Source organism: Chryseobacterium polytrichastri, assembly GCF_900142445.1.
GTDB lineage: Bacteria > Bacteroidota > Bacteroidia > Flavobacteriales > Weeksellaceae > Chryseobacterium > Chryseobacterium polytrichastri.
The window spans coordinates 26,495-50,379 of the sequence record NZ_FRAV01000024.1 but is presented as its reverse complement, the minus strand read 5'-3'; the positions used below and the strand labels follow the sequence as shown (position 1 = coordinate 50,379).

Sequence of the window (23,885 nt, the reverse complement as noted above, 5' to 3'; positions counted from 1 at the left end):
AAAATTAGAAAAATGATTAGAGAGAAGGGGATAATAGGTAAAAGTTATTCAACTCTCTGCTTTTTAAACATCTCTGGTTTATAATTAATAATAAATACTCCGAGAATAATTAAAACAGCTGCCAGGATAAATTTTACAGTAATATTTTCATTCATGATCAACCAACCTAAAAATATGGCAATAATGGTATTAATGTAAGCCAATATGGAAACTTGTACGGGTGATATTTTAGTTAATGCATAATGAAAAGCAAAAAATGCTGCCACAGAGCCAAAAACAGATAGGTATAACATTGCCGAAATACTTTTTAAAGTCCAGTTTTCGAAATTATAATGTTCTGAAAAAATAAAGGCAAAGATGATCTGAACAATTCCTGCAAACAGAAACTGGTAGAATAAGTTTAAGGAAATATTACCGCTTTGAATATTTAATTTTTTAGTGAAGATTGTGCCTGAAGCCCATCCGGAAATAGCACAGAAAAGGAAAAGAATACCCATTCTATATTCAGGATTGGCAAGGTCTTGAATTCCGTCCCAGAAGATGAAAAGAATTCCGCTGAAGCACATCAAAACGCCCAGAAAAGCTCTGAAGCTGAATTTTTGTAATCCAATTGCTACGCTTCCTAAAAAAACAAGAATAGGAGAGGATGCGCTGATGAGTGAAGCTAAACTGCTTGATACTGTTTCTTCAGCAACGGTTGTCATTCCGTTAGCCACGATCAACATTAGTGTAGAGAAGACAAGTTGATATCCCAGGTTTTTCCAGCCAATCCATTTAAATTCTTTTCTTGAAAGCAACACTATTAACATAATCATTGATGCTAAAAACTGACGAATTCCTGCTACAAACCATGCCGGAATAGTTTCTACTGCAACACGAATTGCCAAAAAGGTCGTGCCCCACACGAGAGCTACGGTAATGACAGCAAAAATGAGTTTGTAATCTTTCAAAATAGAATAAAAGTGGTAAGCAAATATATCTTTTTTGAAATGAAGAAAATGGGTACAGTTTGACCAATTTTAAAGGGAACAGAATGTTAAGATTGATTTTTACATAATGGATTTGTTTTAAGCTTTTAAAATTGGATGTTGACTCTTTGAATCTTGTTTTTTACCTCTCGCAGATTTTGCGGATTGCGCAGATTTTTTAGGTATCATTATTAGCAAGATTTGCGAAATCTGTGAGAATAAAAGTTTAAATCGTTTGTGATTCATTTAACACAGAATTAATTAATCTATATCAATCACCATTTTTCCTGTTGATTTTTTATTTTCCAAAACTTCATAAGCTTCGTTTGCCTGCATTAGGTTGTAATGTTCATCATGAAGTTCTATTTTAAGTTTTCCTTCCTCAAAAAGTTGTGCGGCTTGAGACAATATTTCTCCGAAATGTTTTCTGCTTTTACCTGACAATAATGGATATAAAGCAAAGACTCCCGAATACGTAGCATTCCGAAAAGACAATGGAGCGAGGCTATGCATACCCCAACCTAAAATGCTGGCAACATGCCCTGAATATCTTTTTACAGCTTTAAAAGAATTTTCTAAAACAGTTCCGCCCACGGTATCAAGAACTGCATCAAATCCTTCTCCGTCTGTATATTTTGTTACATATTCTTCTACAGATGACTTGTTATAATCAATTGCTATAACATTGTGTTTTTTAATAAATTCTGATGGAGGTGACGAAATCGTTGTATATACTTTTGCTTCTTTTGCGTTGGCAATTTGGATGGCTACATGTCCCACACCACCATTACCACCGTGAATTAAAATAGTTTGGTCCTTTTTTATGTTGATTTGATCTACAACAGCTTCCCATGCAGTAATAAATACCAGAGGTGCTGCAGCAGCTTCTCTAAATGAGATGTTTTTTGGTTTTAAGGCTAGCAAATCGGCATCTACCGCAATGTATTCTGCTAATGTTCCTTGAATATCCGCAACACCTCCTACCAAACCAAATACTTCATCACCTACTTTGAAGTTATGAACTTCTTTTCCTATTTTTTCAATGATTCCTGACATATCTAAGCCTAATATCATCGGAAGAATAGCTTCAGCATGTGCTGCTTGTCCATTTTTTATTTTTATATCTAATGGATTGAGTCCGCTTGCTTTTATTTTAACCAAAACTTCATGATCCTTAGGTTCTGGTTTGTCGATTTCTTTTATCGTTAAGGGGCTTCCAAATTGTTCTAATACTTGTGCTTTCATTTTTTGTGTATTGATTACTGAATTCATTATGATCTTTTTTTGTTCTACAAAGTTGGGGAATGCATGATATTGAAATGTTGTATTTTTACATCATAAAAGGGTATAATATTGTCATGAAACAAGATTATTTACAACAGCCATTTGAACTGGATTTAAAAGAGGCTATGAATGTTTGTCCACGGGGTGAGCATAGCGTCAGTTTTTTCGAACTGGTTTATATAGTATCAGGAAAAGGGACGCAAGATATCAACGGAAACCAATTTTCTTACCGACAAGGAAATCTTTTCTTACTTGCTCCTGAAGATTCTCATTCTTTTACGTTTGAAACGGAGACGCAATTGTTTTTCATTAGATTTAATAAAGTGTTTTTTCATTCTCATCAGATAACAACTACTTTTTTGCAACGTCTTGAACAGACTTTTTCAACCCATACATTTCAAGGAACCATTATAAAAGATGAGCGAGAAGAAAGGATAATTAAAAATCTTATGGAAAGTCTTTTAATGGAGATGAATCATAAAAATTTTTATGCTAATGAAGTGATTCAACTATTGGTGCAGTCTATTCTTACGATTGTAGCCCGAAATCTGATGCAGGAAACTATTATTTCGATTGATGAAAAGACGGATAATAAAGCGGCGGATATCATTCAATATGTTCATGGAAATATTTATGATCCTGAAAAATTAACGGCCGAAAATATCAGTATAATATTTGGAATTTCTAAAACATATGTAGGAAGATATTTTAAAAATCAGACGGATAAAACGTTACATGAATATATTACTCAATATAAAATTGGTCTCATTGAAAATCGTCTGAAATATAGTGATATGCGGATCAATGAAATAGCAAATGAATTCGGATTTACCGATAAAAGTCACCTGAATAGGTTTTTTAAGAAATTAAAAGGAGTTTCACCGTCTGCATTTAGAAATGAATAGCTGAGGTTTTTATATATAGCATTTTAAAAAAGACTTTAATTCTTTATCTTTGAGCTCTAATAAAAATTGAAGATGGTAGGAATTATTATGGGAAGTCAGAGCGACTTACCGATCATGGAACAAGCTGCAAATTTTTTAAAAACGTTAGATATTCCGTATGAGCTTACAGTAGTTTCGGCTCACAGAACACCGGAGAGAATGTTTGATTATGCCAAAACAGCAAAGGAAAGAGGTTTGAAAGTAATTGTTGCCGGAGCAGGAGGCGCTGCCCATCTTCCGGGAATGGTAGCGAGCTGTACAATTTTACCGGTAATTGGCGTTCCGATTTTGTCGAGTAATTCTATTGACGGTTGGGATTCTGTATTGTCAATCCTTCAAATGCCTGGTGGAATTCCTGTAGCAACAGTAGCGTTGAATGGTGCTTTAAATGCTGGAATTTTAGCCGCTAAAATTCTCGGAACGAGTGATGTTCACGTGGCTGAAAAACTTCAGAAATACCAAGATGCTTTAAAAGATAAAGTATTGGGAACTGTGGATGATATCAAAGCACAGCATCCTAATCAATATGATAAATAAGGTGAATTGACCATTCACTAAAAAGCCTCACATTTTGTGAGGCTTTTTCTATTTTTTGATGAATTTAAAAGTGTGAATTTTATCTTTAGCAATAATTTGGAGAATATAATTTCCAGATGTTAAAGCTTGTATATTGATATCATCTTTGGATAAAGAATCTTTCATAATAATTCTTCCGCTTAGATCTGAAATGATATAACTTTTTACATCTTTACTATTTTTCACATAAATAAAATCTGTTGCCGGATTGGGATAAATAAAAGGTTGATTTTTTAGCTTTGTTTCTAGTGAACCCAAAACCCTACATTCTCCCATCAAATCACCACCGATGGTCCATCCTTTTGAGAGAAGAATGTTCCTTTCATTAGCAACGTCGATTGAATAGGTAAAAGGAGCAAGAGGGCCTAGATTAATATTGTCTGCAGTGTTGGTATTATTTGCCCATCCTTTAAGAGTTTGGCTGTAATTGGTACAGTCTATTCCTGATTCTGTTAACATTAACATTGCAGTAGTTAAAGAAGGGAGATTCCATGTTTCTAATGATTGGTTAAAGCTTGTTGCAAGATTGAGCATGATATTCGCATCTGTAAGGTTGCTTGTGTCCCAATGATCAAGAGGTTGATTAAATGCTGTACACCCATGTAACATATGAGACATAGAAGTTACTTTGGAAGTATCCCAATTGTTAATCGGCTGGTTAAAATTTGTAATAAAATGAAACATAGCTGCCATATTGGTCACTTTTGAGGTGTTCCAATTATTTAAAGGTTGGTTGAATACCAGTGCAAAGGCAAACATATCAGACATATTGGTTACATTTGAAGTGTTCCAGCTGTTAATAGAATGATTAAAAACCGAAGCTTGGGAAAACATGGCAGACATATCTGTAACATTACCCGTATCCCATTTATCAAGAGGCTGATTAAAAGCCTGTGCTCCTGAAAAAAGTCCTCTCATATTATTTACTCCTGAAGTGTTCCAGTCTCCTATTGATGCATTTCCGGTAAGATTCCGGGCAAGGCGGAACATATATGACATATCTTGAACATTAGAAAGGTCTGGTAAATCTGTGGCTGTAAGCTGTAGTTTAGAACAACTTGAAAATGCACTGTACATAGATGTCCACTGGATATTACCCCATTGCTCAATGACTTCTAATTTATCAACGCTTCCATGGGTAAACCATGTTACAATAATATTTCCAGCTATTTGATTGGGTGAGTTAAACTTCATTTGTTTGAATTGTCCATTTCCATTGCTTACCTTTACTCGATAAGTCGCTTCAGCCGGATTTGGATTTAAAGGCGTTCCAAAATCAATCAAAACCTGATTTACAGCAGTCACGTTATTCATTGTTTCGGTATGTTGCGGATATCCTACTTCTTCCCAAACAATCTTATAATTATTGCCAATTCCCGGAAACCATATTTGATTATTATTTGTTTGGTATGGGGCGTTTACAGTTACCGGAATAATTGTTATTGTTGGTTTCCAGATGGTGATGAACTCATTTTGAGCTTTAGTAGCTTGGCATATTATTACAAGTAATAGAAAGGTTAATAGTTTTTTTATCATGGTTGAAGTTTTATAATATGTATGGCTATTTCTTAATGAATTTTAAAGTTTGTGTTTTATCTTTAGAAATAATCTGTAAAATATAATTTCCACTCATTAGGTTACTTACATTTATTTTTTCATCATTCAAAATATCTTGTTGTATGATTCTTCCGCTGAGATCAAAAATTTTATATGTGCTGTTTCCTTTTAAGTTCTTAACATAAATAAAATCGTTTGCAGGGTTGGGATAGATAGTGATGTCATTTTTAATTGACGTTTCAGAAGTTGCAAGTACCGAGTTACATCCCTCGTTGTGAATATCGCCTGTAATTGTCCATCCTTTATTACTAATTAAATGATTTCTTGCATTCACAACCAAAGGATGTGAATATTTTAGTGGCGATGCATTACCAAGATTCACATTACTGGATGTTGCTGCATTCATAGACCATGCATAAAGGGTATTATCATAGTTTTGACAGCTCATTCCGGAATCCAAAAACATATCTTTCGCTTCGGTTAAAGAACTTAAATTCCAATATCCCAGGTTTTGGTTAAAAGCAGTGGCACTGTGAAACATTTCTTCCATATTGGTGACATTAGAAGTATTCCAGTTTCTTAGATCCTGATTAAATGAGAAAGCACCATGAAATGTATGTTCCATGGAAGTTACACTAGAGGTATTCCAATTATTGAGGGGTTGATTAAAGCTTGTTGCATAATCAAATAACCCATACATATTCGTAACATTTGAAACATCCCAGTTTCCTACGGGTTGGTTAAAGCTATCTGCATTAGCAAACATATTGGTCATAATGGTTATATGGGAAGTATTCCAAGTATTAAAACTGGGGTTTCCAACCAATGAACTACAAATATAAAACATCTCATTAGTGTTGGTTACCAAGCTAAGGTCAGGAGCATCCAAAGCTGTAATGTCTAGGTTGTTGCATAATACGAATGCTTGTTCAAAGCCTTTCCATTTTATGTTTCCCCATTGTGTAATTTCTAAAAATTTTTGACGATCTGACCAATTATAAAATGGGACAAGAGTAGGATCGAAAGATCGTATTTGATCAAATACTCCTTCTCCATCACTAATTTTTACACGATAAGTTGCATTGGAGGGATTAGGGTTCAATGAAGTCCCGAAATTAATAGTAAACTCTCTGGTTGAGCTTACATTATTCATTGTCGCATTATGTTGAGTATATCCGATTTCCTCCCAATATACTTTGAAGTTGGTTCCTCTTCCCGGAACAGTGGTTTGTTGTGTTACGCCTGGCTTCCAGATCGTAATGAATTCGTCCTGAGCTTTTGTTGAATTAAAAATAAATAGAAATAAAATGAATGGTAAAAGTTTTTTAAACATATCTATAATTTGTGAATTAATTATCGTAAAAATAATAAATTCTCCAAAATATTGAAGAATTTATTATTATAAATGTGTTTTAATTTAAATTTTATCAAAAATTTAATAAGGAATTCTCTAAAACAAGAGCGCTGTATTATTCCTGCAGCATGTTGTCTCTTGTGTTTTTCTGAACGGCAATAGCTCCGAAAAGGGCTAATAAAAAGGCAAAACCATAAAATCCTTTTTCGCTGGGAAGAATGGTCGCATTCCATAATCCGATAGCTAATAAAATAATAGAGGACAACGTTGCAAACCAACAGATGCCGTAATAAATATCTGTAACCTTGATATTTTCTAATCTGTCACGAACTGCTTTCTGCAAAGAAACAACTGCAAACAGACCATAGAGTAGGATCGTGAAATAATATCCTTTTTCGTTGAGTTGCATTTCGGCTCTCACAAGACCTACGATAAATCCTATCATTCCTGCTCCCAATGCCACCCACGATGCTGCGATGAACGCATTTGATACGTTTTGCTTTTTCATATTACTGTTTTTGTTAAAGGTTTAAATGTATTGCTTTTTTTGTTATTGAAATAGGGGGAAAATACGGGAATTTTGTAAACATTAGTATTTGTGAATAAGAATTGATTCATGATAACTAACCTGTTGTATTACAAAAAACTCTCCTGAGTAAGGAGAGTGTAAGTATTTTATTTTTTTATAAATTTAAAAGTATGAATTTTATCTTTAGCAATAATCTGAAGAATATAGCTTCCTTTGATGAGGTTGCTTATATTTATATGATCATTTTGAAAAGTATCTTTAGTAATTATTCTACCACTTAGATCTGTAATGATAAAATTTTTGGCATCAGATAGGTTTTTAACATAAACTATATCCTGCGCTGGATTGGGGTAAATGGATATTTGAGATAATGAATTTTCTGATGTTGATAGATTTTCTCGTATTATTTGGCATGTCCCTAAAGTATCTCCCATAATTAACCAACCTTTACTGATAAGAATATTTCTTTGCGGAATAACATCCGGAGAGTACTTTACAAATGGTAGAGCCATAAACGGGACATTGTTAGGAGTGTTTGGGTTGTTAGCCCAGCCTTCAATAGTATTACTATAATTAATACAGTCAATTCCGGATGCTCCAATAGAGTGTGTTGCATTGGTAAGTGAATTTAAATTCCAAGAGGCCAGATTTTGATTGAAGGAATCTGCTCCTGCAAAAGCATAGCTTGCATTTATAATATTCGCAGTATTCCATGATGCTAGACTTTGATTAAAGAAGTCTGCATCGTGAAACATACTTTGAATCGTGGTAACGTTAGAGATATTCCAGCTGTTGATTGGCTGATTGAATTTACTAACAGAAAACATACTTGACATATCAGTTACACTTGATGTATTCCAATTATTTAATGGTTGATTATAAGCACTATAATAAAACATATGGTTCATATTGGTAACGTTGCTAACATTCCAATTATTTAATGATTGATTAAATGCTGTTGTTCCGTTAAACATATGCTTTAAATTGATAGCACTCATCATATTCCAGTTGCTGATATTCTGATTGAATGCCTGTCTTCCATAGAACATATAGCTGAAGTTTTCTCCAGCTGATGTATCCCAGTAAAGTGGGGCGTCGAAAGTATCATTAATAACTTGTTGATAAGAGTAACCAAACATAGCCTGAAAATTTTTGATCGTAGATGTATTCCAGGTATAAAATGAAGGTGAAACAATAAGATTAGGTGCGTTATAAAACATATAAGACAAATCTGTTGTACCTGAGAAATTAGGAATATCTGTTGCCGTAATTTTTAAAGAATTACATCCTACAAAGGCACAGAACATACTCGTCCATTGAATAGTTCCCCAATGTTCAACTTCCAGAAGTTTATCTGCACTTCCCAAATTATAAAATAGTGGAGTATCTTGGGTAATAGGAGAAACTATGCTTTGCCCGAAACGGATTTGCTGGAAAATACCATTTCCATTACTTACTTTAACACGGTATTTTATTTCACTAGGCACAGGATTTAAAGCAGTTCCGAAATCAATGAGCACTTGCTTGGTGGAAGTAACGTTGGTTAATATAGCATTATGTTGAGGATACCCCACCTCTTCCCATGCAATGGTAAAGTTCTGTCCGATTCCTGGAAACCATATTTGATTGTTTGCTGCCTGAGAAGGTGCCTGTACTGCAGGGTCTCCTAGAGGACCAACTTTCCAGATGGTTGTAAATTCATTTTGAGCTTTAACAAAGTGGAAGCTCACCACTAAGAATAGAAATGGTAAAAGTTTTTTATACATGCTAATATTTTGGGAAATAAATATATAAAAAATAATATTAATGAAAAATGTTTAATGTTTTTACTGAAATGATTGAATTGTATTAAGTTGTTGAAAGATTTAGAAAAGATTGATGAATGATCGTTTTAAAGCGTAGGTGTAGTAGAAATGATTATTTGATAATTTTTTAGTTGAAAGGTTTTTGAAGGGCACAGAATTTTTTACCCTAATTGATTAGCTTATTAATATTGTCATAAAACAAAAACTCTCCAAAAATTGGAGAGTTTCTATTATTTTGAGATCCTTCGACAAGCTCAGGATGATATTTTCTAGTATCTGTAGTACTCAGGCTTGAATGGTCCTTTTACGTCAACACCGATATATTCAGCTTGTTCAGTAGAAAGAACTTCTAATTCAACGCTTAATTTCTTAAGGTGAAGAGCAGCTACTTTTTCATCTAAATGCTTAGGAAGCATGTAAACTTCGTTTCCGTAAGCAGCAGAGTTAGTCCATAATTCGATTTGAGCCAAAGTTTGGTTAGAGAACGAGTTAGACATTACAAAACTTGGGTGTCCTGTTGCACAACCAAGGTTTACCAATCTACCTTCAGCAAGAATAATTATTTCTTTACCTTCAATAGTATAGATATCTACTTGTGGTTTCACTTCAGATTTTGTAGAACCATAGTTTTCGTTTAACCAAGCCATATCGATTTCGTTATCGAAGTGACCGATGTTACAAACAACAGCTTTATCTTTCATTTTAAGGAAATGCTCTCCTCTTACGATGTTAAAGTTACCTGTAGTTGTGATTACGATATCTGCGTTATCAACAACAGTATCTAATCTTTTTACTTCGTAACCGTCCATTGCAGCTTGAAGCGCACAAATTGGATCAATTTCAGTAACAGTTACAATAGAACCAGCTCCTCTGAAAGAAGCAGCAGTACCTTTACCAACATCACCATATCCACAAACTACCACTCTTTTTCCAGCCAACATAAGGTCTGTAGCTCTTCTTACAGCATCTACTGCAGATTCTTTACATCCGTATTTGTTGTCGAATTTAGATTTAGTAACTGAATCATTTACGTTGATTGCAGGCATTACCAAAGTTCCGTTTTTCATTCTTTCGTACAATCTGTGAACTCCAGTTGTAGTTTCTTCAGAAAGTCCTTTGATATCTTTAGTAAATTCTGGGTATTTATCAAAAACCATGTTTGTTAAATCTCCACCGTCATCAAGAATCATGTTCAATGGTTTTCTGTCTTCACCAAAGAATAAAGTTTGCTCGATACACCAGTCAAAATCTACTTCGTTTAGACCTTTCCAAGCATAAACAGGAATTCCTGCAGCAGCAATAGCAGCAGCAGCATGATCTTGAGTTGAGAAAATATTACAAGAAGACCAAGTAACTTCAGCACCTAAAGCTACTAATGTCTCGATAAGCACTGCTGTTTGGATTGTCATGTGAAGACATCCAGCGATTCTTGCTCCTTTTAAAGGTTGAGATGGACCGTATTCTTCACGGATAGACATCAAACCTGGCATTTCTGCTTCTGCAAGGGTAATTTCTTTTCTTCCCCATTCTGCTAGGGAAATGTCCTTAACTTTATAAGGAACGTATTGTGTTGTTGTACTCATATGTTAATGAATAAGTTTAAGTTCAATTGATAATGAATTACAAAATTACAATTAATAATTAAGATACAAAAACAACGGGTTAATTTCAAAAGAATGAAATTGTATATAAATTAAGTTTATTTAGTCTAAATAACTTATTTTTGTAGGAATAAATTTTATACTATGAATCATACTAATACTCAAGACGAAGCTCAGAAGCAAGCAAAACCTTTGACACCAAAAGTAAAAGAACTGATTGCTAACACGAAAAGTGTAATTTTGGCTACTGTTGATGCAGAAGGAACACCTAATTCAAGTTACGCACCTTTTGTAGAGGAAAACAATACATTCTATATTTTGGTTTCTTTCATGGCAAAGCATACGAAGAATCTTTCAGAAGGAAGAAAAACCTCAGTGATGTTTATTGAGGATGAATCTGCTACGAAACAAATCTATGCTCGTGAACGTTTAACCATTGAAGCTACAACTTCACAGGTAGAAAGAGATTCTGAAACTTGGAATTCTGTTGTTGGAAAACTAAAAGAAGCCCACGGAAAAGTAGTAGATGTTATTGCTGAAATGAAGGATTTTATTCTTATCGGTTTACATCCTGTGAAAGGTTCTTATGTAAACGGATTTGGAAGTGCTTATTTCGTAGATGAGAATTTAGAAATTATGGAACACAGAAATGATGTGAATCATCAGTCTAAATAAATTTAGAAAGGCTTAGTCGAAAAGATTAAGCCCTTTTTATGCTTGAAAATTATTGAGAGTTGTAATTATTTAAACGCAAAGACTTATTTAATTAAGCTAAAGTTTAGGGAGCAAAGGAGTAATCAACAAAGTTGATTTGATGAAGCGAATGTTCTATCCGTACGCTTAATCAGTGACTTGTCGCAATTCTTTGCTCCCTTAAAATAATAAGTTCACAATATAAATCTTTGCGTTTAAAATCTTTTGTATAATAATAGAAACTTCCAGCACGCGGCATCCATCTTCAAACACAAATCTTACAGCCCGAATTTTTTCACTAATTTTGTCCAATAAACAAACCCATGCCTCTTTACCGTGATTTTTCCGATGATACTGCTACCATTCTTATTTGGAAGTATGATGAAAGTGAGGAACTCAATATTGATGAGCTTCTGGAGCCAGAAAATGCTGAAAAAGTAAAAGATTATCATCCCAAAAAATTATTGGAAGTCTTGATGGTTCGTAAACTTTTGAAAGGGTTGAAACCCAATTCTAAGATATTATATAAGGAAAGAGAACCTTTTCTTTCTCCAAAAGATGCCGAAATTTCTATCACGCATTCTTTCCCATTTGCCGCCATCGCCATTTCTAAAAATAAGATAGGAATTGATATTGAAAAATTTAATACTAAAATTTTAAGGGTAATTGATAAATTTACCTACGAAAATGAAAGAGGATTTATTCCTGAAGATAGAGCAGATACTTTTTATACGATTATCTGGAGCGTAAAGGAAAGTATGTATAAAATCCATCATTCTAAACATTGGTCTCTGAAAAAACATTATGAAGTAAGACCTTTTGAGTTGAAACATCTTCATCATATTAAATGCAGAGTTTATGACGAGCATTATTCTGATGAGTTAAAAGCCAGAGTAGAATTTTTCGACGATTATTGTTTTACGATTATTGTAGAGGAATAGCTTTAACAGCTTCTGTAGTCTCAGATTCGCTTTTGTATTTTTCTATTACTTTTCTCTGTTCTTTGGCAACGTCATAAATTAATTCCAATACATCATGAATGTTTTTAAGTTCTGTTAAATGAGAAATTTTATCAGGATCTATTGGTTTTACCACATCATTTTCTTCAATCTCGGTTTTTCTTTTTAAGATCAAATCCTCAATGGAAGAATCTTCAGGTTCAATGAGGCTTTCCATTTTCAAAGTTTCATTGATTTTGTCACCGTTAAGCAATGCAGTAACTTTTTGCATTTCGGCTTCTATTTTTCGGCTCCAGCTTTCAGCATCAATTTCAGGATACTCTTCATTATTTTTTGAATATTGAGAAAGGGAAGCGGTATAAGCGGTAATCAAATGGGATGTCGCTACAAACTGATGAACAACCTCCAGTTTTTTCTGCTGATTTTTAGGCTCAGAGATCATTCTTTGAAAGTTGTCGGAAAGGTTGGCTAATGAAATAATAGCGTTTTTACGTTTTACTTTATAATCTTCAAGATCAAAATCTCCTTCCAGAAATTTAGAAATAACACTTTGAAAATAGATGAGGTTACTCTCAGCAGATTTTTTCATTAAATCTAAATTCTGAGTATGCCCCCAAACAGGTAAAACAATATAAGAAACCAAGAAAGCAATAATTCCAGCGACAACGGTATCTAAAATTCTGTCTTTAAAAATAATGTCAATTTTTCCTGGGCTTAAGAAATTAAAACTTAGGAAAACATAAATAGTCATGAATGAAACAGCCCAAAAATATCGACCTTTCAGAAAACTGAAACACATGATCATACTTAAAAGAAGGATGGTAAATAAAACAGCATTAATATGGATAAAGTGTAAAATAGCATACGCTGTTGAAGCCCCTACAATGGTTCCGTAAAGACGAAGTAAGTTCCGTTGTTTGGTGATGGAGTAGGCGGGCTTTAAAATGGCAACGATTGTAATTAAAATCCAATAGGCATGACCAATAACAAAGAACTCGAATATGGAAAAAAGATAACCAATCAATAAAGCGATTGTAATTCTTAATGCGTGGCGGAAATGGGATGAAGAAAGAGAAATGTTATTTCTCAATACTTTAAAATTAAGCTTCTCTTCATTAGGCATGAATTTTTTTAAGTCTAATCCTGTGGAAAGACTTTTTGCCAATTTTACGTTTTGTGAAAATACTTTATAAATTTCACTAATCTCTTTTGTGATCTCACTAATACGGATTAATATTTGGCGCAGGATCATGAAGTTCTCCAAATTATCGGGAGATAGCTGTTTATTTCTAAGTTCGAAATAATGTGTATTTAGATTTTTATATTCAAAATCAAGATTGAATAACGGTTTTGCTCGGGCTCCAATTTGAAGGGAAATTCCAATATTGGTAATTTCTTCAGCTAGTAAATTTAGATAATCATGAATGTTGACCAAGATCATACTATCTTCGAAACTCTGTTGAAGCTTTTGATAATCGCTTTCAGAAGTCATTAGCTTTTCATGTAAATCCATAGAGTTAAGAAACATCAACATCAACAATCGGCTTGTGGTTGTGGATTCATTAACGATGGTTCTTGTTTTAAAAACAGTTTCTCTTGTTTCTTCCTGAAGGTTTTTAATTCCGATCTGTTTGGCGATAACCTGTGTTGTCAGTTTGTCGAAGTCCGGATTTTTTTGATAATAATTTGCTTTGATCTTTAAAAACTCGGCTAATTGAAGATAGTTTTCACCAATCATCTGGCTGGCCAGTTTATAAGGCTGAATGGTTGTAACAATAAGGAATATCAATAAGAACCAAGCACAGCCGGAAGCGAAAATCAAAAGACTTTTAAAAATATTGGCTCCTGTAAGATGTCCATCAATAAAGATTGCCATAACAACCAATGATAATGATCCAACGGCGGCTAATCTTTGTCCGTACACCCCAATCAGCGAGAAAAACATTCCAAATATAATGATCTCAAAGATGACCAAAACTTTAACATGCATCACTAAACTGGCAATAAGCGCTACCAACACGAAACAGAAAATAGCAAATGTTAATGCATTTCTTCTTCTTATAAATGGGCCGGGTTGATCACAAAGTGCTACGAAACTTGTTCCCAACGGAAATAGGAAGTATTCTTTTAATATTCCGAAGTGCGCAAGAACCAAACATGGCAGAACGGTAGCCAGTGTAATTCTGATAGCAGAATATACATATTGACTAGTTACGAATTTTTTGAGCTCTGCGGAATAGTTCATTTTACAAAAATAAATATTGAAAACAAAAAAAGCCTCATAAATATGAGACTTTTATAAACTTATATGTTATATTTTATTAATTGTCAGCATTAGAAGTTTGATCACCAATGTTCCAAGTCAATCCGAAACGTAGCGTATTATCTAAAGCAGTATTAATTTTAGACATATTAATTAGGTAAGAAATATCAAGTCCGAAAGAGTTGTATTTTAAACCAATACCTGCTGTTGCAAATTGTCTAGCACCTTGCTCTTCGCTTTCGTGGAAGTAACCTCCTCTTACTGCAAATGCATTGTTGTAAGAATATTCCAACGCTCCACTATACATGATACTGTTTGGGTTCTTGAAAGATTTTCCGATACCTGCAATTGGGCCCACATTAGGTATTTTATACATAGGCTGTCTATTATTAGGATCAATTCCTACGAATTCAGAACCGGGAACTAGTAGTTTAGATCCTTCAACACTAAGTCCAATTCTGTTGACATCATCTAAAAACATGTCATAACCAATACCTAATCTAGCCATTGTAGGAAGGTAAGATCTAGATTCCTCATTTCCTGTATAGTCTAATTTAGGACCTAAGTTCTGGATCGCTAGACCTGCATTCAACTTACCATCATACCCCCCGAAACTTGAGAATTTAGGAGATGAATAGTAACTTGAAATATCTACTGCGAAAGAGTTTGCAGGCTTAAGCGTTGTATCTGTGTTGAATCCTCCGGCTAAGTCTGAACGAATAAATCTACCCGTTACCGCCATAGAGAAAGAATCTGAAAGTTTTAAACCATACGCCACGTCAATCGAGAATTCGTTTGGCTTAGACGTACCCATTGATTGTACATCATTACCTACTAATTGTGTCAAATCTACTTGTCCCATATTAAAGTAGTAAATACTCGCAGAGATGGTAGATCTTTCTTCCTGCCCTAGAAACTTATGAAATGCAGCATATAGTAAAAATACATCATTGGTAAGTTTTCCCATATAAGGGGTATAGTTGATACCTACGGAAGAACTTGACGTGCTAAAAGGATATTTGGCAGCATTCCAAAATTGAGAAAATGCATCAGGAGAGGTTACCACCCCTTGATCTCCCATACCTCCTGATCTCGCATCTGGTGCGATTCTTAAAAATGGAGCTCCGGTTAATACGGGTCTTACAAGACTTAGATCTTGAGAATACCCTAAAAAACCAGCACCTAACCCAATTCCTAAAAGCAGTTTAGTAGTTAAATTCATATGTTGTCTTTTATATATTATCAGTTTTTTGTTAATATTATTATCTATGTTATTTTAATTTATTTCAAAAGTACCATTTTTTCTACAGCTGTGGCACTTCCTTTGCATTTTTCTTGGTTTTGACTTTTTGCAAATATCTTAAAAATATACGTACCTTTTGCTACTGTTGAGCCAAAATCGTCTCTTCCGTCCCATTCTATTGCCTGACGTGGCGTTCTAAAGCCCTGTAGGAAGGGTTCTGCAACAACTGGTTGTGAAATTGTTTTTACTAATTTTCCTGTTATTGTGTAAATTTGAACGTTAACATCCAAAATATCATCACAATTATGCTCAAACTGAACATACGTTTTGTTGGTAAAAGGGTTCGGCCAGTTTAATGGTCTGTTAATCACCAAGTGCTGATCAGCCTCATCCTTAACTTCAAAGTCTAACGTAGATGTTGTAGAATTATTGTTGATATCCCAAACTTTAAATGTTAATTGATGTTGACCTATTGCTAAATTCCTGAAAGGGTAGGTTACGTTTCCTTTTTGATAATCTGCTAAGCTCGGGCTTAAACATCCGTTTCCTTCTCCAGAAGCGTAAAAATCATTTAGAACAACAGTATTAATAATTTGGCCGTCCAAATACACTGTAATATCGTGACCAATACCAGATCCTGTAGAATTGATTCCGGTATCATCAGTAACACATGCCAACAACATTGGGCTTTGGTTGGTAATACCTCCGTTAGCAAAATTGGTGTTGTTCATATACAGTTTTACTTTTGGAGGTTCGTTGTCATTAATTCCGTTAGGATTAATGTCTCCAACTTGTACGGCTTGGTTGTTGAACACATCCATTGCTTTATTATCAGCATATCCTAAGATTCTTCCTTCCCCGATAGCATAGTTAATATCTTTTGGCACATAAAATTCTACTGTGAAGACTCCATTTACAGCAGTTCCTGATGCTTTTACGATAGCACTTCCTTCTTCTGTATAATTTAGAACAGTAAGGTTACCATCATTATTCAATGTTTTTTTGTTTAATCTTTTATCAAAAATATTAATAACAACTCTTCCGTTAAAGGTAGTATTCACTGTTCCGTTTGTATTATTAATATGTCCTTTTACCTTTACAAAATCCAATCCTCTGATTAATCCCGGAACCGGAGTTTCGATACCGTCTATAACCAATAATCTTTTAGGTCTGCTTAGTTTCATCGCAGGATCACCCAATAGATTTACTTTTAAGTGATTTGAGTCCGGTCCTTTTATTTTCTTGGCATTTAAATGTGCATTTCCTAAAGTTTGAAAATCATCATTTACCATTTTAAAGATTTCTTTAGTATAAATATCGGTAAATGAAATACCATAACCAATACCTACGGCACGGCTTGATGTAATCATTGTTGAAACACCACCTTGTTTTAGTTTAATAAACTGTTCACCTGCAGAAGATATTTCTGGATCGTCCCATAAAGTAAATTCACATGTTATGGTTGATACAAATGGGAATCTACTATAAATGTTAGAGAAGTTATTTGAGTTTTGAATTTCATCTGTTGTTAAAACTCTTTCTTGTGCCCAACCATTGATTCCTCCGTGTCCGAAATAGAAAAGATATAAACTGTTACCAATGTCATTAGATATAGCTTGGTTTACTTGTGGGTATCTCTGCCCTCCGGCTGTACTTTGAGCTTGAAAGGCATCTAAATATAGCTTTCTAACATTGTATTCTTTAAGATTAGTAGCGCCGGGCATTTCAAAAACACTCACCAAAGCATTATTCATTGTAGTATGGAATGGTATAGGATTACTACTATTTTCATCATGATCGTCATCCACTACGAAATCCAGTTTCATACGCCATTCTCCGAAAGGAGTAGACTGGCTCGGTAAATTATTGTAATAAGCTAAGATTTTATCCATCATATTACCTGCTTCAGTTATATTAGCTGCAGGAATTCTTCCAATGGGTATATCCGGAAGGTTACTGTCAATATAACTATAAGTCTGAGGTTGTGTCATTACAATATAATCATCCGTAACGAAAGAGTTTATGAAATCTCCAGAATCCTCACTTTCATAACTTGAAACTACATTTGAGTTGTTAGGAATTCTATTTTTATAGTCATAAGATGCATCTCCTAATATAAATACATATTTTAATTTTCCATTAGGTGTATTCAGCTTTGTTACAAAATCTCTAATAGCGGTAAGGTCTTTACTTCCGCTTCCAAATTCGTTGTAAACTTTATTAACATCTACAACCTGAACATTAAAGTTGTTTTTTGTCTGATGATAGTTTGCTAATCTTTGAGCTTGACCCATTAATTGAGGAACTGTAAGAATTAGGTAGTCTACATTTTGTAATGCTGAAAGATCTTGATTAGCAATTCTCTCTACAAATTGTGGCGCAAAGGCTGCATCAGCTCTAAAAGCTACAAATTCATTGTTGAAATTTTGATTAGAAGTAATGTATCCAAAATTGAAGCTAGCATTACCTGTTGCTTTATTTACTCTCCTATTAGCGTTCGTGATGTCTGTAACATCCCATACTTGCTCCACAGCAGAAGTATTTGCGATACTAAAACCATAACTTGTATTAGTTCCACTCGCCAGAGAAAAATCTCTGAAATTCATTTGTGAGCCATTGAAACTAAGATTTTCTTTATACTGTACTTCTACATAATCAAAGTAAAAAGTGCCGTTAGGATTTGTTGCAATATTTGGAGTGTATTTAAATGTAATCTGATTTCCACTTAAGCCAGGTAGTGTTCCATTATACCTTACAGGATAAAAATCATAATTAGAATTAGGAGTATTGGCAGGCACCGAAAATGGAATAGGATTTTGATTATTGATGCTAAATGTAATACTGTTTTGCTGAGATTTATAGCCAATTACTCTTGTTCTGTATCTTATAAGGTCAGAGCTTTGTATAGGCGAGTTGGTTGTAAACGTAATAGTTTTTTCGGTAGTAAAGGGAATGTCTTCTACCCAAGTTCTTCCAACTTTTAATAAGTTTTTTTGATCATTATTGATAGTCTGATAACCATCATATCTTGTAATTAAGGCAGTAGTAGGTAAATTGGCATCTAAGGATTGTACTCTTTTTCCTGGACCTTTGTCAAAATTTATATAGTAATAAGCAAAATCTTCATAGATGTTTTTAAGATTATCACTTCCATCACCCCTTGTTTCTACTCTTTTGAAACCATTTCCATTCCCGGTGTTATAAAGATTATAGCCATTAGGCCCTTGAGCGTAGAACAAAGCATAATCATTGTCATTCCATACTCCGTCGTCTTCTCCAACAACCTGTATAGAATTTTCCTGCAAAGCACTATACTTTACATCCTGATTGTATTCAGGAAGCATAACTCCTCCATTTCCATAAATCCTGAAATTTTTAGGGTTTACAGAAGAGGGGTTTATTCCATTATCTTGTAAAAATTGTCTTGTAATTTTAAAAATACCGGATTTATCAACTTTTATTTTGTAAAAACCACCCGTTGCTAGAGGATTGACAGTACTTCCTACTTTAGCTACACTCCCAAAGTTATTAGGTAATGATGTTTCGGTAATTTCAAATGATGACAACCTTTGAGCACGACCATTAACATTTTTAAACAATGAAACATTTATACCGGCGTATCTTTCACCTTCAAGATAATAATAAGTGATATCTTTAATTTCGTTGTTTGAAAATAAGTCTTTATTTAAGTCAAATAATTCTTTGTTGGAAATATTTTCCCAAACTTGGTTAGAAATCTTCAGCTGTTTTTCTCCAACTTTCTGCTTGGTCGATATAAAAACGTTGTTTTGACCATAAGAAAATCCTTCATTTTTGAAGCTGGGAAGATTTAATTTTGTTTCGCCAAAATCTTGAATTTTAGCACCATTCCATTCTATGGCTATTCTTTGAGCCCAAACCGTTGATACAAAGGATAATAAGAGTAAAAGCGTTAGTTTTTGTTTCATGTCTGATTTTGAAAATTCGAAATTACAAAATAAATGAAAATTTTAGAATTAAATTGCGATACAATAAAATTAATTTGTTAACGTTTTTCAAAAAAATCAAATCTTTACTTGATTTATTGAATAATTTATTTTTTCTTTGTACTTTGAAAATATTTATAATCGACTATGAAAAAACTAAAGTTGTTTTCATTAATAGCATTGAGTTCTACACTTGCATTAACCAGTTGTGGTGGGTCAGGTACCAGTAAAGGCGGTGGTACTAAAAAATTTGTCAGCAAGACAGGTTGGAAGCCAAACGAAAAACAGGGTTGGTTTTTTGCAGGAAAGCAACAGAAGCAGAAAGGTTGGCCAGGAATGGTATATGTAGAAGGTGGAACTTTTACAATGGGATTAGTGAAAGATGATGTTATGCACGATTGGAATAACTCGCCTCGCAGAATGCAGGTAAGCTCATTCTTTATCGGAGAAACAGAAATTACTAACTATGAATACCGCGAATACCTTACATGGTTGAAGTATGTATTCCCTCCAAGTGATCCAAGCTTTAAGGAAATCTATAACGGTGCTTTACCGGATACCTTATTGTGGGATAACAAACTATCTAGAAACGATTTCAACGAAACGTATTTCCGTTCTCCTGAATTCGATTACTATCCGGTAGTGGGTGTATCTTGGACGCAGGCTAACAGATACTGCGAGTGGTTGTCAGATAGAGCGAACGAAAAAGCTTTAATGCAAGCAGGAGTAATTGCTAAAGATTTATATATAAATGAATCTAATAACCAAGGTGGAACTGCATTTAACATGGATAAATTCAAGTCGAATGATCCGGAAATTCAGGGATATATTAACGAAAAAAGAATGCAGCAAAAAATTGGTATAAAAAGTACCAACCAAAGATTGCTTGCTGCAAACAGAGCTCCAAACGCTGCTATGGTTACGAAATTCAGACTTCCTACAGAAGTTGAATGGGAATACGCAGCTCTTGGTATGGCTAAGAATAGAGAATACAATCAATATAAAGGTAAAAAACCTGAAATTGAATTGCTAAGAGGAACCAAAGGAAAAGAAAGAGGTATGTACCTTGAAAATTTCAAAATGGGAACTGGTGATTATTCAGGTCTTCCAGGATGGAAAAATGACGGTGCTGCAAGAACTGCAGACGTTAGACAATATCCATCAAATGATCTAGGTATCTACGGTATGTACGGAAACGTTTCTGAATGGACTGCCGATGTTTACAGACCAATTATCGATGAAAACTTCAGTGATTTCAACTACTACAGAGGAAATATGCCTCAGGCTGTTGTAAGAAACGGAGACGGAACTTATAAGATGGTTGATGAAAGCAACATTAAGTATGATACTTTAGCTGATGGTAGATTAGTTTACAAAAACTTACCAGGTCAGTTTGAAAGAGAAACAGTTGCTGATTACAGAGACTATAGAGATGGTGACAGACAATCATCTTTAGAATATAGAACAGCAAGTGATTCTGCTGCTGGTTTCGATATGTACAATTCTCCTAAAACAAGGTTTATTGTAAATGCTAACGGTAAAGTTGTATTACAAAAAGATACTAAGGACAGAACTTCTGCTATGAGTAATGAAGTAAGAGTAGTAAAAGGAGGTTCTTGGCAGGATACAGCATATTGGTTAGACCCAGGTCAAAGAAGATATAAAAACCAAGGCAAAGCATACGGATGGATCGGATTCCGTGTAGCACAAGATGCTAGAGCTAATGACAAGGCTAGAACTAGAAGATAATATTTATCAAAAATAATTTCAAAAACCTTCCAAACTATTGGAAGGTTTTTTTATTTTTGAACCATGAATATAGAACAGTTTTACTCTTTATTTTTACAATCTAACAGAGTTACCATAGACAGCAGAAAAATAGGAGAGAAGGACATCTTTTTTGCCTTTTCGGGAGAAAATTTCAATGCTGCTACTTTTGCTGAAAAAGCTATAGAACAAGGAGCTCTGGCGGTAATTGTTGAACAGGAAGATTTTGAAAATAAAGTTAAAAATATTTTCTATGTTCCTTCTACGTTGGAGTTTTTACAAGAGCTAGCCATTCACCATAGAAACCAATTACAGATCCCTATTATTGGCCTTACAGGAAGTAATGGGAAAACAACGACCAAAGAACTTGTTCATGCTGTTCTTTCAGAGAAGTACAACGTACAATATACGTATGGAAATCTAAATAATCATATTGGTGTTCCGCTAACGATTCTTTCTATTAAACCTGAACATGAAATGGCGGTTATAGAAATGGGGGCCAACCATCAAAAGGAAATTGAACTGCTCTGTACCATTGCACAACCTAATTTTGGATATATTACTAATTTCGGAAAAGCGCATTTGGAAGGCTTTGGAGGCTTTGAAGGAGTCATAAAAGGAAAGTCTGAACTGTATGATTATTTGAAAAATCATCACCAGACTATTTTGGTTAATGAAAATGATCCAATTCAATCAGAAAAAACAAAAGATTACGAATCTAAAATTACTTTTGGAAAAGAAAACTCAGATTATAATTTTGAGTCTTTTTCCGAAGAGCATTTTGTAGGATTGTTTTATAAAAACCAGAAAGCATTATCTAAATTGACAGGGGAATATAATTTCACTAATCTTTGTGCTGCGGCTAGTCTAGGATTGCATTTTGGAATTGAGTTTGAAAAAATAAAACTAGCTATTGAGAGTTATACACCAACCAATATGCGTTCTCAAATCGTTAAGAAAGAAGGTCGGACTTTAGTTCTTGATACCTATAATGCCAATCCAAGTTCTATGACAGCTTCTTTGCATAACTTCATCACTTTTGAAGGGTCAAAAACGATCATTATTGGTGATATGTTGGAATTAGGAGAGGAGAGTGAACAAGAACATCAAAATATTATGAAGTTGGCTCAGGATCTAGGTTTTAACGAAATAATAACTGTTGGAGCGCATTTTAAAAATGTGAATTCTTCTGCATTTGCTTTTTTGAATACAGCAGAATTAATAGAATATTTAAAGCTGAATACCATTCAATCAGAAAATATTCTATTAAAAGCTTCAAGAGGGATTTCTCTGGAAAAAGCGATAGACTTTATTTAGCCTTCGTATTCCAGAATTCCTTTACAATCAATTCAATATTTTTAAAAGTACTTGGAAAAACTTCATTTTCTATTTGAGTGGTGTTTTTCCAGGCTACTTCAGTAATCCCTTCTTCAATTTGCGGTTTTGAAGTATCTTCTCCCGAGAAATTCATTTCAAACCAATGGGTGCATTTTAGAATTTTATCACCGTTTCTTTCGATATAAATGTGGTAAGTTGTATTGATGAATGTTACCAATTCAATATCTCTCAAACCTGTTTCCTCTTCAATTTCCCTTACAGCAGATTCTTCTCTGGATTCCCCCTTTTCCATTTTCCCTTTTGGAAGATCCCATTTGCCTAATCTTTTTATGAAAAGCATGTCGCCATTATCTTTATTTACCAATCCGCCCGCAGCTTCAATAATTCTAAAAAGATTTTGAAACTCAGTCCAGATCTCATCAATATTTTCACCGAATATATTGAGTTCTTTTACAGATGTATTCTCTAAAAGATCCAAAGCGATCTCCAAAGTTGAGAAACCTTCATAGCTAAGCTTTTTTTCGAGGTCTTCGGGTTGCTTAGACAGTAATAATTTTTTTTCGTTCACAAAAACTTTATACATTTGTAATAATTAAGAATTTAAATACAAAAATAAAAAATGAATTTAGAAGGACGAAAGATTATTGTCAATAAATCATCTAAAGAATTATCCGAAATACTAAAAACCCCTGAAAACTATAAAGAATTTATGCCGGATGGTCTTCAAAAATTTGAAACCAGAGAAGATGGCTTTAAATTCGGATTACAGGGAATGCCGGAAATTGCTTTAAAAATAGATGAAGTTACTGATCAGAAAGCGGTTTTGAAATCTGCTAGTTCAAGTTTAGATTTTACATTAACAGCTACTTTGAACCCAGTCAGTGAAAACCAAACGGAAGTGCAGATGCTTTTTGAAGGAAAGTTTAATCCATTTATAAAAATGATGGTTGAAAAGCCTTTACAAAACTTCATTAATACTTTGACGGATAAGATAGAGGCTTATAAATAAAATAGAAAACCTTCATTTCTGAAGGTTTTC

At 34.0% G+C, this 23,885-nt stretch carries 18 protein-coding genes; 7 read left to right on the top strand and 11 right to left on the bottom strand.

Features of this window, described 5'->3' with window-relative positions:
• Positions 1-44: 44 nt before the first annotated feature.
• Both BUB80_RS14965 and BUB80_RS14960 read right to left on the bottom strand, forming a co-directional pair.
• Complete coding sequence (locus BUB80_RS14965) at positions 45-950, bottom strand: DMT family transporter (RefSeq protein ID WP_073294235.1); 906 nt, start codon at positions 948-950, stop codon at positions 45-47.
• A gap of 279 nt (positions 951-1,229) precedes the next feature.
• Positions 1,230-2,240: a zinc-dependent alcohol dehydrogenase family protein gene (locus BUB80_RS14960; protein WP_073294233.1), complete on the bottom strand. Its 1,011-nt coding sequence runs from the start codon at positions 2,238-2,240 to the stop codon at positions 1,230-1,232.
• Positions 2,241-2,272: 32 nt separating this feature from the next.
• Between BUB80_RS14960 and BUB80_RS14955 the strand changes: the two genes are divergently transcribed.
• Entirely contained in the window at positions 2,273-3,157 is an 885-nt protein-coding gene (locus BUB80_RS14955; protein WP_083547177.1) for an AraC family transcriptional regulator, read from the top strand.
• A 72-nt stretch (positions 3,158-3,229) separates the two neighbouring features.
• Positions 3,230-3,733 (top strand): 5-(carboxyamino)imidazole ribonucleotide mutase, encoded by a 504-nt coding sequence (purE, locus tag BUB80_RS14950; protein ID WP_073294231.1) that lies wholly within the window; start codon positions 3,230-3,232, stop codon positions 3,731-3,733.
• A gap of 48 nt (positions 3,734-3,781) precedes the next feature.
• Here the strand turns inward: purE and BUB80_RS14945 are convergent, their stop codons facing one another.
• From BUB80_RS14945 to ahcY, 5 genes are all read right to left on the bottom strand, one after another.
• Complete coding sequence (locus BUB80_RS14945; RefSeq protein WP_073294229.1) at positions 3,782-5,308, bottom strand: BspA family leucine-rich repeat surface protein; 1,527 nt, start codon at positions 5,306-5,308, stop codon at positions 3,782-3,784.
• A gap of 25 nt (positions 5,309-5,333) precedes the next feature.
• A complete protein-coding gene (locus tag BUB80_RS14940; protein WP_073294226.1) occupies positions 5,334-6,662 on the bottom strand; it encodes a BspA family leucine-rich repeat surface protein in 1,329 nt (442 codons plus the stop codon).
• A gap of 136 nt (positions 6,663-6,798) precedes the next feature.
• On the bottom strand, positions 6,799-7,191 hold the full coding sequence (yiaA, locus tag BUB80_RS14935; protein ID WP_073294223.1) for an inner membrane protein YiaA: 393 nt from the start codon (positions 7,189-7,191) through the stop codon (positions 6,799-6,801).
• A 167-nt stretch (positions 7,192-7,358) separates the two neighbouring features.
• On the bottom strand, positions 7,359-8,978 hold the full coding sequence (locus tag BUB80_RS14930) for a BspA family leucine-rich repeat surface protein (RefSeq protein WP_073294219.1): 1,620 nt from the start codon (positions 8,976-8,978) through the stop codon (positions 7,359-7,361).
• Between the two features lie 308 nt (positions 8,979-9,286).
• Complete coding sequence (gene ahcY, locus BUB80_RS14925) at positions 9,287-10,600, bottom strand: adenosylhomocysteinase (protein WP_073294217.1); 1,314 nt, start codon at positions 10,598-10,600, stop codon at positions 9,287-9,289.
• A 162-nt stretch (positions 10,601-10,762) separates the two neighbouring features.
• Between ahcY and BUB80_RS14920 the strand changes: the two genes are divergently transcribed.
• Together BUB80_RS14920 and BUB80_RS14915 are read left to right on the top strand one after the other, a co-directional pair.
• Positions 10,763-11,293 carry a HugZ family pyridoxamine 5'-phosphate oxidase gene (locus BUB80_RS14920; RefSeq protein ID WP_073294215.1) on the top strand — a complete coding sequence of 177 codons (531 nt, stop codon included), beginning with the start codon at positions 10,763-10,765 and terminating at the stop codon, positions 11,291-11,293.
• Between the two features lie 341 nt (positions 11,294-11,634).
• Positions 11,635-12,252, top strand: a complete 618-nt coding sequence (locus BUB80_RS14915) for a 4'-phosphopantetheinyl transferase family protein (RefSeq protein WP_073294213.1) — start codon at positions 11,635-11,637, stop codon at positions 12,250-12,252.
• On the opposite strand, the gene BUB80_RS14910 is transcribed toward BUB80_RS14915, so the two are convergent.
• From BUB80_RS14910 to porU, 3 genes are all read right to left on the bottom strand, one after another.
• Positions 12,236-14,515 carry an FUSC family protein gene (locus BUB80_RS14910; RefSeq protein WP_073294211.1) on the bottom strand — a complete coding sequence of 760 codons (2,280 nt, stop codon included), beginning with the start codon at positions 14,513-14,515 and terminating at the stop codon, positions 12,236-12,238. The genes BUB80_RS14915 and BUB80_RS14910 overlap by 17 nt on opposite strands.
• A gap of 76 nt (positions 14,516-14,591) precedes the next feature.
• Positions 14,592-15,755 carry a type IX secretion system outer membrane channel protein PorV gene (porV, locus tag BUB80_RS14905; protein ID WP_073294209.1) on the bottom strand — a complete coding sequence of 388 codons (1,164 nt, stop codon included), beginning with the start codon at positions 15,753-15,755 and terminating at the stop codon, positions 14,592-14,594.
• A 59-nt stretch (positions 15,756-15,814) separates the two neighbouring features.
• Positions 15,815-19,723 (bottom strand): type IX secretion system sortase PorU, encoded by a 3,909-nt coding sequence (porU, locus tag BUB80_RS14900; RefSeq protein ID WP_073294207.1) that lies wholly within the window; start codon positions 19,721-19,723, stop codon positions 15,815-15,817.
• A 165-nt stretch (positions 19,724-19,888) separates the two neighbouring features.
• Between porU and gldJ the strand changes: the two genes are divergently transcribed.
• Complete coding sequence (gene gldJ, locus BUB80_RS14895; protein ID WP_073294205.1) at positions 19,889-21,490, top strand: gliding motility lipoprotein GldJ; 1,602 nt, start codon at positions 19,889-19,891, stop codon at positions 21,488-21,490.
• Positions 21,491-21,553: 63 nt separating this feature from the next.
• Entirely contained in the window at positions 21,554-22,825 is a 1,272-nt protein-coding gene (locus tag BUB80_RS14890; RefSeq protein WP_073294203.1) for a UDP-N-acetylmuramoyl-tripeptide--D-alanyl-D-alanine ligase, read from the top strand.
• Here the strand turns inward: BUB80_RS14890 and BUB80_RS14885 are convergent.
• A complete protein-coding gene (locus BUB80_RS14885; RefSeq protein WP_073294201.1) occupies positions 22,818-23,429 on the bottom strand; it encodes an NUDIX hydrolase in 612 nt (203 codons plus the stop codon). The genes BUB80_RS14890 and BUB80_RS14885 overlap by 8 nt on opposite strands.
• A 36-nt stretch (positions 23,430-23,465) precedes the next feature.
• Here BUB80_RS14885 and BUB80_RS14880 point away from each other — a divergent pair, with 36 nt between their 5' ends.
• The gene (locus BUB80_RS14880) at positions 23,466-23,855 is read left to right on the top strand and encodes a hypothetical protein (RefSeq protein ID WP_054509952.1); all 390 of its coding nucleotides are present in this window, start codon (positions 23,466-23,468) and stop codon (positions 23,853-23,855) included.
• Positions 23,856-23,885 lie beyond the last annotated feature (30 nt).

Bases quoted from the DNA above. Each gene is read 5' to 3' on its own strand.
- BUB80_RS14960 (WP_073294233.1), bottom strand. From the start codon at position 2,240: ATGAATTCAGTAATCAATACACAAAAAATGAAAGCACAAGTATTAGAA.
- BUB80_RS14940 (WP_073294226.1), bottom strand. From the start codon at position 6,662: ATGTTTAAAAAACTTTTACCATTCATTTTATTTCTATTTATTTTTAAT.
- BUB80_RS14890 (WP_073294203.1), top strand. From the start codon at position 21,554: ATGAATATAGAACAGTTTTACTCTTTATTTTTACAATCTAACAGAGTT.
- BUB80_RS14955 (WP_083547177.1), top strand. From the start codon at position 2,273: ATGCATGATATTGAAATGTTGTATTTTTACATCATAAAAGGGTATAAT.
- BUB80_RS14915 (WP_073294213.1), top strand. From the start codon at position 11,635: ATGCCTCTTTACCGTGATTTTTCCGATGATACTGCTACCATTCTTATT.
- BUB80_RS14885 (WP_073294201.1), bottom strand. From the start codon at position 23,429: ATGTATAAAGTTTTTGTGAACGAAAAAAAATTATTACTGTCTAAGCAA.
- BUB80_RS14945 (WP_073294229.1), bottom strand. From the start codon at position 5,308: ATGATAAAAAAACTATTAACCTTTCTATTACTTGTAATAATATGCCAA.
- BUB80_RS14920 (WP_073294215.1), top strand. From the start codon at position 10,763: ATGAATCATACTAATACTCAAGACGAAGCTCAGAAGCAAGCAAAACCT.
- porV (WP_073294209.1), bottom strand. From the start codon at position 15,755: ATGAATTTAACTACTAAACTGCTTTTAGGAATTGGGTTAGGTGCTGGT.
- BUB80_RS14930 (WP_073294219.1), bottom strand. From the start codon at position 8,978: ATGTATAAAAAACTTTTACCATTTCTATTCTTAGTGGTGAGCTTCCAC.
- yiaA (WP_073294223.1), bottom strand. From the start codon at position 7,191: ATGAAAAAGCAAAACGTATCAAATGCGTTCATCGCAGCATCGTGGGTG.
- BUB80_RS14880 (WP_054509952.1), top strand. From the start codon at position 23,466: ATGAATTTAGAAGGACGAAAGATTATTGTCAATAAATCATCTAAAGAA.
- porU (WP_073294207.1), bottom strand. From the start codon at position 19,723: ATGAAACAAAAACTAACGCTTTTACTCTTATTATCCTTTGTATCAACG.
- gldJ (WP_073294205.1), top strand. From the start codon at position 19,889: ATGAAAAAACTAAAGTTGTTTTCATTAATAGCATTGAGTTCTACACTT.
- BUB80_RS14910 (WP_073294211.1), bottom strand. From the start codon at position 14,515: ATGAACTATTCCGCAGAGCTCAAAAAATTCGTAACTAGTCAATATGTA.
- ahcY (WP_073294217.1), bottom strand. From the start codon at position 10,600: ATGAGTACAACAACACAATACGTTCCTTATAAAGTTAAGGACATTTCC.
- purE (WP_073294231.1), top strand. From the start codon at position 3,230: ATGGTAGGAATTATTATGGGAAGTCAGAGCGACTTACCGATCATGGAA.